This window comes from Bacillus sp. JJ1127 (assembly GCF_036965845.1).
GTDB lineage: Bacteria > Bacillota > Bacilli > Bacillales > Bacillaceae_G > Bacillus_A.
The window spans coordinates 1-14782 of record NZ_JBALQK010000082.1 but is presented as its reverse complement, the minus strand read 5'-3'; the positions used below and the strand labels follow the sequence as shown (position 1 = coordinate 14782).

General features: G+C 37.5%; 16 protein-coding genes, 1 tRNA gene, 1 other RNA gene and 1 other annotated feature. Of the genes, 14 read left to right on the top strand and 4 right to left on the bottom strand.

The features are described 5' to 3' along the window. Positions 1-58 precede the first annotated feature (58 nt). Positions 59-1054: a YaaC family protein gene (locus V7183_RS09780; protein ID WP_335359345.1), complete on the bottom strand. Its 996-nt coding sequence runs from the start codon at positions 1052-1054 to the stop codon at positions 59-61. 115 nt (positions 1055-1169) lie between these two features. On the opposite strand from V7183_RS09780, the gene guaB reads away from it, so the two are divergent. The 7 genes from guaB to V7183_RS09745 all read left to right on the top strand — a co-directional run bounded on the left by guaB (position 1170) and on the right by V7183_RS09745 (position 8099). After that, complete coding sequence (guaB, locus tag V7183_RS09775; protein ID WP_335359344.1) at positions 1170-2633, top strand: IMP dehydrogenase; 1464 nt, start codon at positions 1170-1172, stop codon at positions 2631-2633. Between the two features lie 104 nt (positions 2634-2737). Next, positions 2738-4057, top strand: a complete 1320-nt coding sequence (locus tag V7183_RS09770; protein WP_097898516.1) for a D-alanyl-D-alanine carboxypeptidase family protein — start codon at positions 2738-2740, stop codon at positions 4055-4057. A 158-nt stretch (positions 4058-4215) separates the two neighbouring features. Further along, entirely contained in the window at positions 4216-5103 is an 888-nt protein-coding gene (gene pdxS / locus V7183_RS09765; RefSeq protein WP_017150471.1) for a pyridoxal 5'-phosphate synthase lyase subunit PdxS, read from the top strand. Between the two features lie 17 nt (positions 5104-5120). Further along, entirely contained in the window at positions 5121-5711 is a 591-nt protein-coding gene (pdxT, locus tag V7183_RS09760) for a pyridoxal 5'-phosphate synthase glutaminase subunit PdxT (RefSeq protein ID WP_097898517.1), read from the top strand. Between the two features lie 54 nt (positions 5712-5765). Beyond that, positions 5766-5987 (top strand) — a binding site (T-box leader). Positions 5988-6038: 51 nt separating this feature from the next. Beyond that, positions 6039-7313: a serine--tRNA ligase gene (gene serS / locus V7183_RS09755; RefSeq protein WP_097898518.1), complete on the top strand. Its 1275-nt coding sequence runs from the start codon at positions 6039-6041 to the stop codon at positions 7311-7313. 155 nt (positions 7314-7468) lie between these two features. After that, positions 7469-7561 (top strand) — tRNA-Ser (locus V7183_RS09750). A 166-nt stretch (positions 7562-7727) separates the two neighbouring features. After that, positions 7728-8099 (top strand): DUF3797 domain-containing protein, encoded by a 372-nt coding sequence (locus tag V7183_RS09745; RefSeq protein ID WP_097898519.1) that lies wholly within the window; start codon positions 7728-7730, stop codon positions 8097-8099. 35 nt (positions 8100-8134) lie between these two features. On the opposite strand, the gene V7183_RS09740 is transcribed toward V7183_RS09745, so the two are convergent. The 3 genes from V7183_RS09740 to V7183_RS09730 form a co-directional block, all read right to left on the bottom strand. Continuing rightward, positions 8135-8803 carry a deoxynucleoside kinase gene (locus tag V7183_RS09740; RefSeq protein WP_097898520.1) on the bottom strand — a complete coding sequence of 223 codons (669 nt, stop codon included), beginning with the start codon at positions 8801-8803 and terminating at the stop codon, positions 8135-8137. A 2-nt stretch (positions 8804-8805) separates the two neighbouring features. After that, positions 8806-9441 (bottom strand): deoxynucleoside kinase, encoded by a 636-nt coding sequence (locus tag V7183_RS09735; RefSeq protein ID WP_097898521.1) that lies wholly within the window; start codon positions 9439-9441, stop codon positions 8806-8808. Between the two features lie 120 nt (positions 9442-9561). After that, on the bottom strand, positions 9562-10101 hold the full coding sequence (locus tag V7183_RS09730) for an isochorismatase family cysteine hydrolase (protein ID WP_335359343.1): 540 nt from the start codon (positions 10099-10101) through the stop codon (positions 9562-9564). Between the two features lie 138 nt (positions 10102-10239). Between V7183_RS09730 and tadA the strand changes: the two genes are divergently transcribed. The 7 genes from tadA to V7183_RS09695 all read left to right on the top strand — a co-directional run bounded on the left by tadA (position 10240) and on the right by V7183_RS09695 (position 14572). Next, positions 10240-10737: a tRNA adenosine(34) deaminase TadA gene (tadA, locus tag V7183_RS09725; protein WP_097898523.1), complete on the top strand. Its 498-nt coding sequence runs from the start codon at positions 10240-10242 to the stop codon at positions 10735-10737. Positions 10738-10815: 78 nt separating this feature from the next. Next, positions 10816-11080, top strand: an RNA gene (gene ffs, locus V7183_RS09720) — signal recognition particle sRNA large type. Positions 11081-11213: 133 nt separating this feature from the next. Further along, positions 11214-12902 carry a DNA polymerase III subunit gamma/tau gene (gene dnaX, locus V7183_RS09715; protein ID WP_335359342.1) on the top strand — a complete coding sequence of 563 codons (1689 nt, stop codon included), beginning with the start codon at positions 11214-11216 and terminating at the stop codon, positions 12900-12902. A gap of 25 nt (positions 12903-12927) precedes the next feature. Beyond that, entirely contained in the window at positions 12928-13254 is a 327-nt protein-coding gene (locus V7183_RS09710) for a YbaB/EbfC family nucleoid-associated protein (protein ID WP_170958198.1), read from the top strand. Between the two features lie 17 nt (positions 13255-13271). Beyond that, a complete protein-coding gene (recR, locus tag V7183_RS09705) occupies positions 13272-13868 on the top strand; it encodes a recombination protein RecR (protein WP_011983166.1) in 597 nt (198 codons plus the stop codon). Between the two features lie 14 nt (positions 13869-13882). Beyond that, positions 13883-14104: a YaaL family protein gene (locus tag V7183_RS09700; protein WP_097898525.1), complete on the top strand. Its 222-nt coding sequence runs from the start codon at positions 13883-13885 to the stop codon at positions 14102-14104. Positions 14105-14302: 198 nt separating this feature from the next. Next, positions 14303-14572 (top strand): pro-sigmaK processing inhibitor BofA family protein, encoded by a 270-nt coding sequence (locus V7183_RS09695; RefSeq protein WP_097898526.1) that lies wholly within the window; start codon positions 14303-14305, stop codon positions 14570-14572. Positions 14573-14782: the final 210 nt, after the last annotated feature.

Here is a 14782-nt window from a genome sequence, read left to right as displayed (position 1 = left end):
GTAGGACGTCGCCAAGCAATTAAAGCACGAGTCAATTGACTCGTGCTTTTTTTATTTCCTAAGAAATAGGGGGACATTGACCTAATAAAAATAGTGAAACATAGTAAGGGATTTTCTCTGCAGTAATGCCTAAAAATTGATAAATAAACGGATAATCCTCTGAGGCATAGCTTCCTAATAAGTCATACCACCAGTCAGTCTCGTAGCGAGAAATCATGCTTAAATTATAGAGCAGTAAATAGTGTATGAGTGGTTCGGGTAAGAAGGGTTTAGAATTTCTAGAATCATTCGTGATTGGCCAATAGTATGAGCCCGTATAGTAGTCATAGGCCAATGGTGTGCTATATAAAGGATTCCATGTGCGAACGGGAGCTGAGAATAACAAGTCGGATTCATTTGTTTCGTGAATTGTATGCTGTATAGAGAGATGTTTACAAGTTGTTTCGATGTAACGAGAAAATCTTTCCTTTGTCATATGTAAACGATCGAGTATGCTAAAGGGAAATGAAATATCGTGTGTATTTAATATATTGACTTTATATAACATCTGTCCTTTTCGACTATATTGGAATAGAGTTTGTAACTCAGGGATTTTCTCCATTTGCTCTAACATATTAAATTTTTCACCCTCTAAGTGTTTCATGTGAAACATTCGTTCTGCAATATGAGGGAACAGTCCGTTTTTTTGTACTTTAATCTCATCTTCTAAAAACTGATAACCCTGCTTTTTTCGTTTCCGTGTTGTTACCCCATGTGCTAAGACTGTGGTTGATTCTGGATAGTTTGGATCAATGGTTAACAAACATGCTTTAAAGAGCTGGCACATTCCGTAAAATAATAACATTGGTCGAATAGAAAAAGGTGCTGTTTTACATAATTCGTAATAACTTTTCCCATGTTCTAAGTAATAGATAAAGGGATAACAATTTTCAAAACTTTTTTTTTCGGCATTTTCGATAGGTAATTTTTCATAGCAATGGGCAAGATAACGCTGTACGTTATGGGATGAAAAAAAGAAACTTAATTGCTGCCAAGTATGAGATGTATGATGCATATATTACGCTCCTTTTATTATCTAAAAATTCTAACATATTTCCACTTTCTTGACAGTATTTTAACCAATTGTTAAGCTACTAATAATAATTTCTGGTATCATAGGGGGAACAATTATGTGGGAATCTAAATTTGTTAAAGAAGGTTTGACATTCGATGATGTGTTACTTGTACCAGCGAAGTCAGATGTATTGCCAAGAGAAGTAAGTGTTAAAACAGTTCTATCCGAAAGTTTACAGTTAAATATTCCTTTAATTAGTGCGGGAATGGATACAGTAACAGAAGCGGATATGGCTATTGCAATGGCGCGTCAAGGTGGTTTAGGCGTTATTCATAAGAATATGTCTATCGAGCAACAAGCTGAGCAGGTTGATAAAGTAAAACGTTCTGAAAGCGGCGTTATTTCAGATCCTTTCTTTTTAACTCCAGATCATCAAGTATTTGATGCAGAGCATCTTATGGGAAAATATCGTATCTCAGGTGTACCAATTGTAAATAACTTAGAAGAGCAAAAATTAGTTGGTATTATTACAAACCGTGATATGCGCTTTATCCAAGACTACTCTATCAAGATTTCCGATGTGATGACAAAAGAACAATTAATCACAGCTCCAGTTGGTACTACGTTAGAAGAAGCTGAAAAGATCCTACAGAAATATAAAATTGAAAAGCTCCCTCTTGTTGATAATAACGGTGTATTACAAGGGCTTATCACAATTAAAGATATTGAAAAAGTAATTGAGTTTCCAAACTCAGCAAAAGATAAGCAAGGCCGCTTATTAGTTGGAGCGGCAGTTGGTGTAACTGCAGACGCTATGCTTCGTATTGATGCATTAGTAAAAGCAAGCGTAGACGTAATTGTACTTGATACAGCTCATGGACATCACAAAAATGTAGCTGACAAAGTAAAGGAAGTTCGAGAAAAATATCCGACATTAAACATTATTGCAGGTAACGTTGCTACAGCTGAAGCAACACGCGCATTAATTGAAGCTGGTGCAAATGTTATCAAAGTTGGTATTGGACCAGGCTCTATTTGTACAACACGCGTTGTAGCTGGTGTAGGTGTACCACAATTAACAGCAGTATATGATTGTGCAACAGAAGCTCGTAAGCATGGCATTCCAGTTATTGCTGATGGTGGTATTAAATACTCTGGTGATATGGTAAAAGCTTTAGCAGCAGGAGCACATGTTGTTATGCTTGGTAGTATGTTTGCCGGTGTAGGTGAAAGCCCAGGAGAAACTGAAATTTATCAAGGCCGTCAATTTAAAGTATACCGCGGTATGGGTTCTGTTGGAGCGATGGAAAAAGGAAGTAAAGATCGTTACTTCCAAGAAGGAAACAAAAAACTTGTTCCAGAAGGTATCGAAGGTCGTGTACCATATAAAGGGCCTTTAGCTGATACAGTTCATCAGTTGGTTGGTGGATTACGTGCAGGTATGGGATATTGCGGAGCAAAGGATTTAGAATTCTTGCGTGAAAATGCACAATTCATTCGTATGTCAGGTGCTGGTTTACGTGAAAGTCATCCACATCATGTACAAATTACAAAAGAGGCTCCAAATTACTCTTTATAATGTCTTATATGTAAATAGACAGAGATTTGATATCTCTGTCTATTTTTTTTTGATTATGTTAGAATAACGGTTATGTGAGTACAAAGATATTGGGGGTAACAGAAGTGAAAGGTATGCTTTGCAAGAGATTCATTGCGATGGTAACAGTGCTTACATTATTTTGCAGCATGTTTGTTACGTATAGCAGTGCATCAGCAGAAACAGGCCCTGCTTTAGATGTTGAAGCAGGAGCAGCGATTTTAGTAGAAGCAGATTCAGGGAAAATTTTATACCAAAAAAATGCAGATGAATTATTAGCAATTGCTAGTATGACAAAAATGATGAGTGAATACTTAGTTAATGAAGCTGTGGCAAAAGGGAAACTTAAGTGGGACCAAAAGGTAAAAGTTTCTGAATATGCACATAAGATTTCACAAGATCGCACATTATCAAACGTTCCATTAGAAAATGGTGGCTCTTATACGGTAAAAGAGTTATACGAGGCAATGGCAATTTACTCTGCAAACGGTGCAACAATTGCTTTAGCTGAAGCGGTTGCGGGTAAAGAAGTAGATTTCGTAAAAATGATGAATGATAAGGCGAAAGAGTTTGGATTAAAAAATTATAAATTCGTAAACTCTACAGGTCTAACAAACAAAGACTTAAAAGGGCAGCATCCTGAAGGCACAACACCAGATGAAGAAAATAAAATGTCTGCAAGAGATGTCGCGATTTTAGCGCAACGTCTGATTCAAGATTTTCCAAAAGTATTAGACACAGCGAAAATTCCGAAAAAAGTATTCCAAGAAGGTGGAAAATATCCTGTTAAAATGGATAACTGGAACTGGATGTTAAAAGGTCTTGTATTCCAATATGAAGGAGTAGACGGCCTTAAAACAGGTTCTACACCAGAAGCTGGAGATTGCTTTACAGGGACAGCAGAACGTAATGGTATGCGTTTAATTTCCGTTGTAATTAAAACGAATTCTCACCCAGCACGTTTTGCAGAAACAAAGAAACTTTTTGATTATGGATTTACGAATTTTGAAGTGAAAAAGGTATATCCAAAAGGGTCAGCAGTAAAAGGACATGAAACTGTACAAGTAAAAAATGCAAAAGATAAAGATGTTGCAGTTCAAACGAAACAAGCTGTTACACTTCCGATGCTAAAAGGAAGTAAAGATGTATATAAAACAGAATTTAAAAATATAAGTAAAGAAAAAGAAGCACCAATTAAAAAAGGGACAGCACTTGGACAAATGGTTATATCGCCTAAAGATAATAATGACCCTGGATTTTTATCAGGTAAGTCATTACAAGTAGATCTTGTAACAAATTCAGACGTAGAACAGGCAAACTGGTTTGTACGTTCTATGCGTGGTATTGGCTCTTTCTTTAGTGGTATGTGGAATAGTGCTGTTGATACAGTAAAAGGCTGGTTTTAAAAGCTCCTCATTGTAGGAGCTTTTTTTATTCCATTTTTCATATCGACTTTATGAAAAAGTAGTGGACAAGCATCTTATAGTTAGTGGTAGAATGTAAGAGTATTCTTAATTTTCGCCTTTAGCAGGGGAAAGTAATTCATCTAGGGGGGTTTTTGTATATGACAAATGTAACGGGAACAGAACGTGTAAAACGTGGAATGGCAGAAATGCAAAAAGGCGGCGTTATCATGGACGTAGTTAACGCTGAACAAGCAAAAATTGCAGAAGAAGCAGGCGCAGTTGCTGTTATGGCACTAGAGCGTGTTCCTGCGGATATTCGTGCAGCAGGTGGCGTTGCACGTATGGCGGATCCAACAATCGTAGAAGAAGTTATGGGTGCTGTATCAATTCCAGTTATGGCAAAATGCCGTATTGGTCATCTTGTGGAAGCACGTGTATTAGAATCATTAGGGGTAGACTACATCGATGAGAGTGAAGTGTTAACTCCAGCTGATGAAGTGTATCATTTAAATAAACGTGATTATACTGTTCCATTTGTATGCGGATGCCGCGATATTGGAGAAGCAGCGCGTCGTATCGCAGAAGGTGCGTCTATGCTCCGTACAAAAGGTGAGCCTGGAACAGGAAACATTGTAGAAGCAGTACGTCATATGCGTCAAGTCAATGCAGAAATCCGTCAAGTTGCGAGTCTTCGTGAAGACGAATTAATGACATATGCAAAAAATACGGGAGCTCCTTATGAAGTATTACTTGAAATCAAACGCCTAGGCCGCTTACCGGTTGTAAACTTTGCAGCAGGTGGTGTAGCAACGCCAGCAGACGCAGCATTAATGATGCAGCTTGGTGCAGATGGTGTGTTCGTTGGATCTGGTATTTTCAAATCAGAAAACCCAGAGAAATTTGCACGTGCAATTGTTGAAGCGACAACACATTATGAAGATTACGAGTTAATTGCAAGCCTTTCTAAAGGATTAGGTACTGCAATGAAGGGCGTTGAAATTTCGACGTTATTACCAGAACAACGCATGCAAGAACGCGGTTGGTAATCAAAGGAGATTTTGAAATGGTAAAAGTCGGTGTATTAGGTCTTCAAGGAGCTGTTCGTGAGCATGTAAAAGCAGTTGAAGCAAGTGGCGCAGAGGCTGTAGTTGTTAAACGTGTAGAACAGCTTGAAAAAATTGATGGTCTTATTTTACCAGGCGGTGAAAGTACAACAATGCGCCGTCTCATTGATAAGTACGATTTTATGGGGTCACTTCGTGAATTTGCGAAATCTGGTAAGCCAATGTTTGGTACATGTGCAGGTATGATTTTACTTGCAAACAAGCTTGTAGGCTATGAAGAATCTCATATTGGTGCGATGGATATTACAGTTGAACGTAATGCATTTGGACGCCAAAAGGATAGCTTCGAAGCAGCGCTTTCGATAAAAGATGTAGGAGAAGACTTTATTGGTGTATTTATTCGTGCGCCATATGTTGTCAATGTAGCTGATAACGTAGAGGTTCTTTCTATGCATAATGATCGAATGGTAGCAGTGAGACAAGGACCATTTTTAGCAGCTTCTTTCCATCCGGAATTAACGGATGACCATCGTGTTACAGCATATTTTGTACAGATGGTGAAAGAAGCAAAAATGAAAAAAATTGTATAAGTAACTTGCAACTTGTGTAAGATTATAGTAAATTGATGGTAACAATTTTATAAAATAAGCGTGTTGATAGGAAGTAGTAACAAATGTTGTTTCTTATAGAGAGTCGGTGGTTGGTGAAAACCGATAGAAACAGTTTGTGAATCCATCCTGGAATGGAATGTGGAATATCTTTATGATTAGTAAGCATTTCCGGTGAAGAGCCGTTATTTCTACTTGAGAGGAAAGCAACGGTGCTTTCAACTAGGGTGGCAACGCGGGTTAACTCCCGTCCCTTTTTACAGGGACGGGAGTTTTTTGTGTTTTATAAAACAAAAGGAGGAATATATAATGCTTGATATTAAATTTTTACGTGCGAATTTTGAAGAAGTAAAAGCAAAATTACAGCATAGAGGCGAAGATTTAACTGATTTCGGTCGTTTTGAAGAATTAGATACAAGAAGAAGAGAGTTGCTTGTTCAAACAGAGGAATTGAAAAGTAAACGTAATGAAGTATCTCAACAGATCTCTGTGTTAAAACGCGAAAAGAAAGATGCAGAGGCACTAATTTTAGAGATGCGTGAAGTAGGAGAAAAAGTAAAGGATCTTGACAATGAGCTTCGTATAGTTGAAGAAGATTTAGAAAGATTAATGCTTTCTATTCCAAATATCCCGCATGAATCTGCACCAATTGGTGAAACAGAGGATGATAACGTGGTAGCTCGTACTTGGGGAGAGGTAAAAGAATTTAACTTTGAACCAAAACCACACTGGGATCTTGCAACTGATTTAGGGATTTTAGACTTTGAGCGTGCTGCTAAAGTAACAGGAAGCCGCTTTGTATTCTATAAAGGTGCAGGTGCAAGATTGGAACGTGCTTTAATTAGCTTTATGCTGGATCTTCATACTGATGAACATGGGTATGAAGAAGTGTTACCTCCGTATATGGTAAACCGTGCAAGTATGACAGGAACGGGGCAGCTTCCAAAGTTTGAAGAAGATGCGTTCCTTATTGAGAGTGAAGATTACTTCTTAATTCCTACAGCTGAGGTTCCTGTAACAAATATGCACCGTGACGAAATCTTAAGCGCAGAGCAATTGCCAATTCGTTATGCAGCATTTAGCTCTTGTTTCCGTTCTGAAGCAGGATCAGCTGGACGCGATACACGCGGTTTAATCCGTCAGCATCAATTTAATAAAGTTGAGCTTGTGAAATTTGTTAAACCAGAAGATTCTTATGAAGAATTAGAAAAATTAACAAATGATGCGGAACGCGTGTTACAATTATTAGGTCTGCCATATCGTGTTATGAGCATGTGTACAGGAGATTTAGGATTTACAGCAGCGAAGAAATACGATATCGAAGTATGGATTCCAAGTTATGGAACATATCGTGAAATTTCTTCTTGCAGTAACTTTGAAGCTTTCCAAGCAAGACGTGCAAACATTCGTTTCCGTCGTGAACCGAATGCAAAACCAGAACCTGTTCATACATTAAATGGATCTGGTCTTGCGATTGGACGTACAGTTGCAGCAATTTTAGAAAACTATCAACAAGAAGATGGTACAATTATAATTCCAGAAGTTCTTCGCCCTTATATGGGAGGAAAAACAGTTATTAAGTAAATTAAAACTTTCATCGGTATGAGTGATTGGTAATTACAGGTGTTGTCAGTAGCAACATAAAGGGAAAGGAAAAGTAATATTTTCCTTTCCTCATAATTTATGATAGTAGGGTTGACTAACTGTTTTTCTTTTGTTATTATATTTGATGTCAATATGGAGGTATACCCAAGTCTGGCTGAAGGGATCGGTCTTGAAAACCGACAGGTGGCGAGAGTCGCGCGGGGGTTCGAATCCCTCTACCTCCTCCAGATATAATTGACAACAGCGCATATAAGTGGAGATTGGAGAACTCGTTACCAACACGTAACGAGTTTTTATTTTAAAACCAATCAGAAAGTATGATGTAAGGCTATTATCGCCTTAATAAACACTCATATTCCGATGATTATCTTCATAGATATGAAAGGAGTCAACATGGATCTTATTATACAAACGTTTCCTTTAGATGGAAAAACTTTATACTATGTACAATGTCCAGTCTGTAAGAACAATAGAATTTTAAATAGTGGTGCAAACGTATCGTGTATTATAAGTGATGATACATTCCGTAAGCTTTGCGGTTGTACTTGTAATGTGAAAAAAGCAGAAGCACCGAAAAAAACTGCGAAAAAAGAAGCAGCTCCAAAACGTACTGGTAAAGTATTGACAGCAGTTATTAATGGGAAAGAAATGACTGTTAAAGAAATTGCTGAAGCGTATGATATTAGTACGAGCACTGTTCGTCAGCGTATTAATGCTGGGAAGTCAGAGAGCGAAATTATTGCTTCAACGAAAAAGAAAAAGTAAATTAATAGGAAAACCCGTGCATATGCACGGGTTTTTTATTTTACAAGTTTGCGTGTTTGTTTTAAGAAATGACCAATTTTCTTAATGATCGGTTCAATTGAATCTTCACCTTTTAAAATATCGTATTCATTAATATTTAAGCGTAGGACAGGGCATGAATTAAAGTTATTAATCCAATTTTCATAACGTCCGTGCATTTCTTTCCAATATTCAATTGGTGTTTGTTGTTCCATTGGGCGACCACGTTCTTGAATACGGCTAACAATATCATCAAAGGAACCTTCTAAATAGATTAATAAGTCTGGATGTGGGAAGTAAGGTGTCATAACCATTGCATCGAACAATCCTTTGTATGTTTCATAATCTGTCTCTGTCATTGTTCCTTTTTCGTGATGCATTTTTGCAAAAATGCCAGTATCTTCATAGATAGAACGATCTTGTACAAAGCCTCCGCCATATTCAAAAATTCTTTTTTGTTCTTTAAATCGCTCCGCTAAAAAATAAACTTGTAAGTGAAAGCTCCAACGTGTGAAGTCAGCGTAGAACTTATCTAAATATGGATTAGAATCCACTTTCTCAAATGATGTCCGGTAACCTAAAGCGTTAGCAAGTGCAGTTGTCATAGTTGATTTACCCACACCAACCGTACCAGCGATTGTAATTACTGCATCATTGGGTATATCATATTTTTGCCTTAAATTCATTGCTATTTCGTCCCCTTTAAGAGTGTATTTTGGAGGGTGGATAAAATTACATTTAAGTCATCGCTATTCTTTACGAAATCTATATTATCTCCATTAAACTTCAAGACTGGGATATCGGGATGATCCTTTTTGAAAGTTTCCATTGCTGTTTCGTAATCTTTAGTGAGTTGTAGTAAGTAATTTGGATCCATATTTTTTTCGAATTCCCGCCCGCGCATTGCGATTCGTTTTTGCAATGTTTCAAGGCTTGCTGTTAAGTATACAATGACATTTGGTACAGGCATATCCTGCGTAAGAATACGATAAATTTGCATGTATTTGTCATATTGAACATCTTTTAATGTACGAGATGCAAAAATTAGGTTTTTACATATATGGTAATCCGCTACAACTGGTTTATGTTTCATTAAATACTTTATATTAATATCTTCCAATTGTTTATATCGATTACAAAGGAAGAACATTTCTGTTTGAAAACTCCATTCGTCAATGTTTTCATAAAACTTCCCTAAGAAGGGATTTTCATCAACAATTTCTTTTAATAAGTGGAGTTGCATGTGAGTTGAAATTTCCTTCGCTAGTGAAGTTTTTCCAACACCAATTGGCCCTTCAACCGTAATAAATGGTACTCCGGTCACGCTGTTTCCTCCTTTCAGTTCATAATTTACTGTAAATAAAAGCACAAAACAGAATTATTGTAGCATAAGAGGGAAGTGAACGGACTAATTTGTTATAAAAAGTTAGAAAATAGATATATACTAATCCAGTTTCAGTTGGAAAGAAGGCATAATATTTGCCTTTAATGTTGTCTCCATTATTTTCAAAGCGTGTATATTATCTTGATCGGAATTGGAGGCAATACAGTCCTGTGGTACAGAAAGAGAATAATTTCTCATATGGGCATCATTGGCTGTAAAAAGGATGCATATATTTCCTGCTATTCCTGTTACGATAAGGTTTTCAATTTTTAAATGCCCTAATAAAGAATTTAAAGGCGTTTCATAAAATGCGGAATAGTGTGGTTTAATAAAAACATAATCATCCGATTCGGGAGAGAGTACTTGTATAATGTGTTTGCTATACTGATTTGTACAATGAGCGATAAGTTGATCGATATCAGCTCTCCATAGTTGATAATGATCGTTAACATAAATTACAGGATAACCCAATAGTTTCATGGTTTGTTTTAATTTTAAGATAGGTTCCACTATTATCTCGCACTTTTGCGCTAAAATAGGTCCGTGTGAGAATTTGAAGTCGTTAATCATGTCAACGATGAGTAATGCTGTATTTTTCATATGTAATCACCCTTCCTTTTTCTTTAGGTTGGATTGAATGGGGAAAAGTTATCCTACATGTGTAAGGAGAAGTGCGGCTAAATGAGATTTAGTGGTGAAGGAGCTATCGTATTTTATTCGTAATGAGAGGAATGTATTATGGAACAAGATATTTATTTTATGCAACGTGCAATAGAAGAGGCAAAGAAAGCTGAAGAGATACAAGAGGTTCCGATTGGAGCTGTTATTGTGCTAGATGGGAAAGTAATCAGCGCCGCCTATAATTTAAGAGAGACAGAGCAACGATCAATTGCTCATGCAGAGTTATTAGCTATAGATGAAGCTTGTAAAAAGTTAGGGACGTGGCGTTTAGAAAATGCAACATTATATGTTACGTTAGAGCCGTGTCCAATGTGCGCGGGTGGAATTGTTTTATCACGTGTGAAACGTGTTGTATATGGTGCAAGTGATCCAAAAGGTGGATGCGCAGGTACTTTAATGAATCTTTTAACAGACGAGCGTTTTAATCACCAATGTGAAGTGGTACCAGGTGTGATGGAAGAAGAATGTGGCATGCTGTTAACGAACTTTTTTAGAGAACTTCGTAAAAGAAGGAAAGAGCAGAAGGAAAAATTGGATAAAAATACTGGTGCCTAACATATTTGCAATTTATGAAGAAACAAGTTATACTGATAGTGCCTTATTCAAGGCAACCGAATATTGGTTTTAACTTTGCCGTGCTAAGCGGGGAGGTAGCGGTGCCCTGTACTCGCAATCCGCTCTAGCGAGGCCGAATCCCTTCTCGAGGTTATGTTGCTGTAAGGCCTGCCTTAAGTAAGTGGTGTTGACGTTTGGGTCCTGCGCAACGGGACCCCGTGAACCTTGTCAGGTCCGGAAGGAAGCAGCAATAAGCGGGTTTTCTCGTGTGCCGCAGGAGTGCCTGAACCGAGCTAACTGCTTAAGTAACGCTTATGGTACGTAATCGACAGAAGGTGCACGGCAGTTATATATGTATACAAAACTCACCTTATATAAAAAGGTGGGTTTTTTGTATAGAAAATAACTTTTGGAATCTATAAACAGAATGGGTTATAATATACAAGATAATAACCTTTGAGGGAGGCCGTATTTTCGTGTCATACCAAGCGTTATACCGGACATGGAGACCGCAAAAGTTTGAAGATGTAGTCGGTCAAAAGCACGTAACAAAAACGTTGCAAAATGCCCTTCTTCAAGAGAAAGCTTCGCATGCTTATTTGTTTTCTGGTCCGAGGGGAACAGGTAAAACGACAATTGCAAAAGTATTTGCAAAGGCAATTAACTGTGAGCATGCTCCAGTAGCTGAGCCTTGTAATGAATGTCCTGCGTGTTTAGGCATTACACAAGGGTCTATTTCGGATGTATTAGAAATTGATGCGGCTTCAAATAACGGTGTAGATGAAATTCGAGATATAAGAGATAAGGTAAAATATGCCCCAAGTGCAGTGAGATATAAAGTATACATTATTGATGAAGTTCACATGCTTTCTATGGGAGCTTTTAATGCGCTTTTAAAGACGTTAGAAGAGCCGCCACAACATGTTATCTTTATTTTGGCAACAACAGAGCCGCATAAAATTCCACCTACAATCATTTCACGCTGCCAACGCTTTGAATTTCGAAAAATATCAGTACATGATATTGTAGAAAGGCTAGCGACGGTTGTTACAAATGAGGGGACAAAGGTAGAAGATGAGGCGTTACAAATTGTTGCGCGTGCCGCTGAGGGTGGTATGCGTGATGCGTTAAGTCTTATCGACCAAGCTATTTCTTATAGCGATGGGATAGTTACAACTGAGGATGTCTTAGCGGTAACAGGTTCTGTTTCTCAACAATATTTAGGTAACCTTGTAGAATGTATACGTGAAAATGATGTATCAAGAGCATTACGCATTATTGATGATATGATGAGTAAAGGAAAAGACCCAGTTCGTTTTATGGAGGATTTCATTTACTATTATCGTGATATGCTCTTATATCAAACTTCGCCACAATTAGAACATATGTTAGAACGGGTAATTGTAGATGATCAGTTCCGTATGCTAAGTGAAGCGATGCAACCCGAGATGATTTATGAAATTATTCATACACTCAGTAAGGGACAACAGGAGATGAAGTGGACAAATCATCCGCGCATTTTCCTGGAAGTTGTCATGGTGCAACTTTGTCAGCAATTTATGGTGCAGGCAAATGGAACAGACCGTTTGCAGGCGATTATGAACAGAATGCAACAACTGGAAAAAGAATTAGAACACGTGAAGAAGAATGGTGTACCAGCTGGTGTGCAGCAGGAAGTAAGGGAAACGCGTTCAACACCAAAGCCAGTGCGGACAGGAAGTATGAAAATTCCTGTTGGGCGTGTGCATGAAGTGTTAAAGCAAGCGAAACGCCAAGATTTAGAGCAGCTAAAAGGCGTATGGGGTGAGTTGTTAGGAAGACTTAAATCCTATAATAAAGTGGCGTTTGCTGTATTGTTAGAGAATAGTGAACCAGTTGCAGCTTCTGAAGATTCTTATGTTTTAGCTTTCCAATATGAGATACATTGCAAAATGGCGAGTGAAAATCGTGATGCCATGGATACCGTAGAACAAGTTCTTTTTGAATTGCTGAGTAAAAGATTGAATATGATTGCGATTCCAAAGGCGGAATGGGGTAAAATTCGTGAAGAATTTTTACAACGCGAAGGTGGAAATTCAGAAGAAGCTGCAGAACAAAAAGTAGATCCCCTCGTAGAAGAGGCGGTAAAATTGGTAGGGCAACAACTTATTGAAATAAAAGAATAACAACAATTAGGAGGAATGTATTATGATGCGTGGCGGAATGGGAAATATGAATAACATGATGAAACAAATGCAAAAAATGCAAAAGCAAATGGCGAAAGCACAAGAAGAGCTTGGTGAAAAAACAGTTGAAGGTACAGCTGGTGGCGGAATGGTTACTGTTGTTGTAAATGGCCATAAGCAAATTCTTGAAGTGAAAATTAAAGAAGAAGTTGTAGATCCAGAAGATATTGAAATGTTACAAGATCTTGTGTTAGCTGCAACAAATGATGCACTTAAGCAAGCCGAGGAACTTTCAAACTCTACAATGGGACAATTCACAAAAGGCTTAAATTTACCAGGTGGAATGTTCTAGTAGGGGGATATTGACATATGCATTATCCAGAACCGATATCAAAACTTATCGATAGTTTCATGAAATTGCCAGGAATCGGCCCCAAAACAGCCGTTCGATTGGCATTCTTCGTGTTAGATATGAAGGAAGATGACGTACTAGACTTTGCTAAATCACTTGTAAATGCAAAGAGAAATTTAACATATTGTTCTGTTTGTGGACATATTACAGATCGTGATCCTTGTTATATTTGTGATGATTCCCACCGTGATCAATCGGTTGTCTGTGTCGTACAGGAGCCGAAGGATGTAATTGCGATGGAAAAAATGAAAGAATATCAAGGTGTCTATCATGTATTGCGAGGTGCGATTTCCCCAATGGAAGGAATTGGACCAGAGGACATCAATATTCCACAACTTTTAAAAAGATTGCAGGATGAGACTGTGCAGGAAGTTATTTTAGCAACGAACCCAAATATTGAAGGTGAAGCTACAGCAATGTATATTTCTCGTCTCTTAAAACCAACAGGTATAAAAGTAACACGTATTGCTCATGGTCTTCCGGTTGGTGGAGATTTAGAGTATGCGGATGAAGTAACTTTATCTAAGGCCCTAGAAGGCCGTAGAGAAGTATAAGAGGAGAAGCTGAAATGTTTTTTCAAAAAAAGGGAAAGTTGCGTAAAGAATACGATGATAAGTTAATTGCTTTGTTAGAGAAAGTGAAAAACGAGTGGTTACGTCAAAAAAGAATGGTAGAGCAAAGTGTTGAACCATCGCAAAATGTGCTTTGTTCTTTAAAAATAGCAGAAGCAAAATATTTTTTCTTATTAAAAGAAGCGAAACGTCGTCCTGTAAAGATGGAACAATGGTAAAAGACTCTGATTTTTAAATCAGGGTCTTTTTTATTCCGCTATTCGCGGGTGGTAATACCTCGATTGTGAGGGCTTTTCATCAGTGGAGGATGAAGAAGATACTCATTAATTAAGGTGTTACTTTATGTAATTGAATGTTCTTTTTTACCTCCTTGTCCCATACAAATAGAGTGTATGAGTTATATAAGGAGGGGGAAAATGAATTCTACAATTATTATTGGTGGTATTCTTACTTTAGTGTTTGTTTTGTTAGTTTTTGGTGCCTCTACGAAACCGCTGCAGTTTATAGGGAGGATATTCATCAAAGTAATGATAGGTGTCGTACTGTTATTTGCTGTGAATGTAATTGGGACATACTTTAATTTTCATATTCCTATTAACATCGGAACAGCTTCTGTTTCTAGCCTTTTAGGGATACCAGGTATTTGTGCATTGGTCATTATTAAATTATATATAATGCCAGGATAAAAATATTTTGGCATGTATTAAAAAAATTAAAAAACAGTGTTGACTCATTAAGTGTTAATGTGGTAAATTAATAAGCGTCGTCAACAACGAAAGAAAAAAGATATTGACGAGTTAGATGAAAGATGTTATATTATGAAAGTCGCTGAAACGCGATGTTGAACTTTGAAAACTAAACGAAACAAACAACGTGAAACGTCAATTTTTATTTTA

Bases quoted from the DNA above. Each gene is read 5' to 3' on its own strand.
- pdxS (WP_017150471.1), top strand. From the start codon at position 4,216: ATGACAAATGTAACGGGAACAGAACGTGTAAAACGTGGAATGGCAGAA.
- pdxT (WP_097898517.1), top strand. From the start codon at position 5,121: ATGGTAAAAGTCGGTGTATTAGGTCTTCAAGGAGCTGTTCGTGAGCAT.
- V7183_RS09710 (WP_170958198.1), top strand. From the start codon at position 12,928: ATGCGTGGCGGAATGGGAAATATGAATAACATGATGAAACAAATGCAA.
- V7183_RS09695 (WP_097898526.1), top strand. From the start codon at position 14,303: ATGAATTCTACAATTATTATTGGTGGTATTCTTACTTTAGTGTTTGTT.
- V7183_RS09745 (WP_097898519.1), top strand. From the start codon at position 7,728: ATGGATCTTATTATACAAACGTTTCCTTTAGATGGAAAAACTTTATAC.
- serS (WP_097898518.1), top strand. From the start codon at position 6,039: ATGCTTGATATTAAATTTTTACGTGCGAATTTTGAAGAAGTAAAAGCA.
- recR (WP_011983166.1), top strand. From the start codon at position 13,272: ATGCATTATCCAGAACCGATATCAAAACTTATCGATAGTTTCATGAAA.
- tadA (WP_097898523.1), top strand. From the start codon at position 10,240: ATGGAACAAGATATTTATTTTATGCAACGTGCAATAGAAGAGGCAAAG.
- V7183_RS09740 (WP_097898520.1), bottom strand. From the start codon at position 8,803: ATGAATTTAAGGCAAAAATATGATATACCCAATGATGCAGTAATTACA.
- guaB (WP_335359344.1), top strand. From the start codon at position 1,170: ATGTGGGAATCTAAATTTGTTAAAGAAGGTTTGACATTCGATGATGTG.
- V7183_RS09700 (WP_097898525.1), top strand. From the start codon at position 13,883: ATGTTTTTTCAAAAAAAGGGAAAGTTGCGTAAAGAATACGATGATAAG.
- V7183_RS09730 (WP_335359343.1), bottom strand. From the start codon at position 10,101: ATGAAAAATACAGCATTACTCATCGTTGACATGATTAACGACTTCAAA.
- V7183_RS09780 (WP_335359345.1), bottom strand. From the start codon at position 1,054: ATGCATCATACATCTCATACTTGGCAGCAATTAAGTTTCTTTTTTTCA.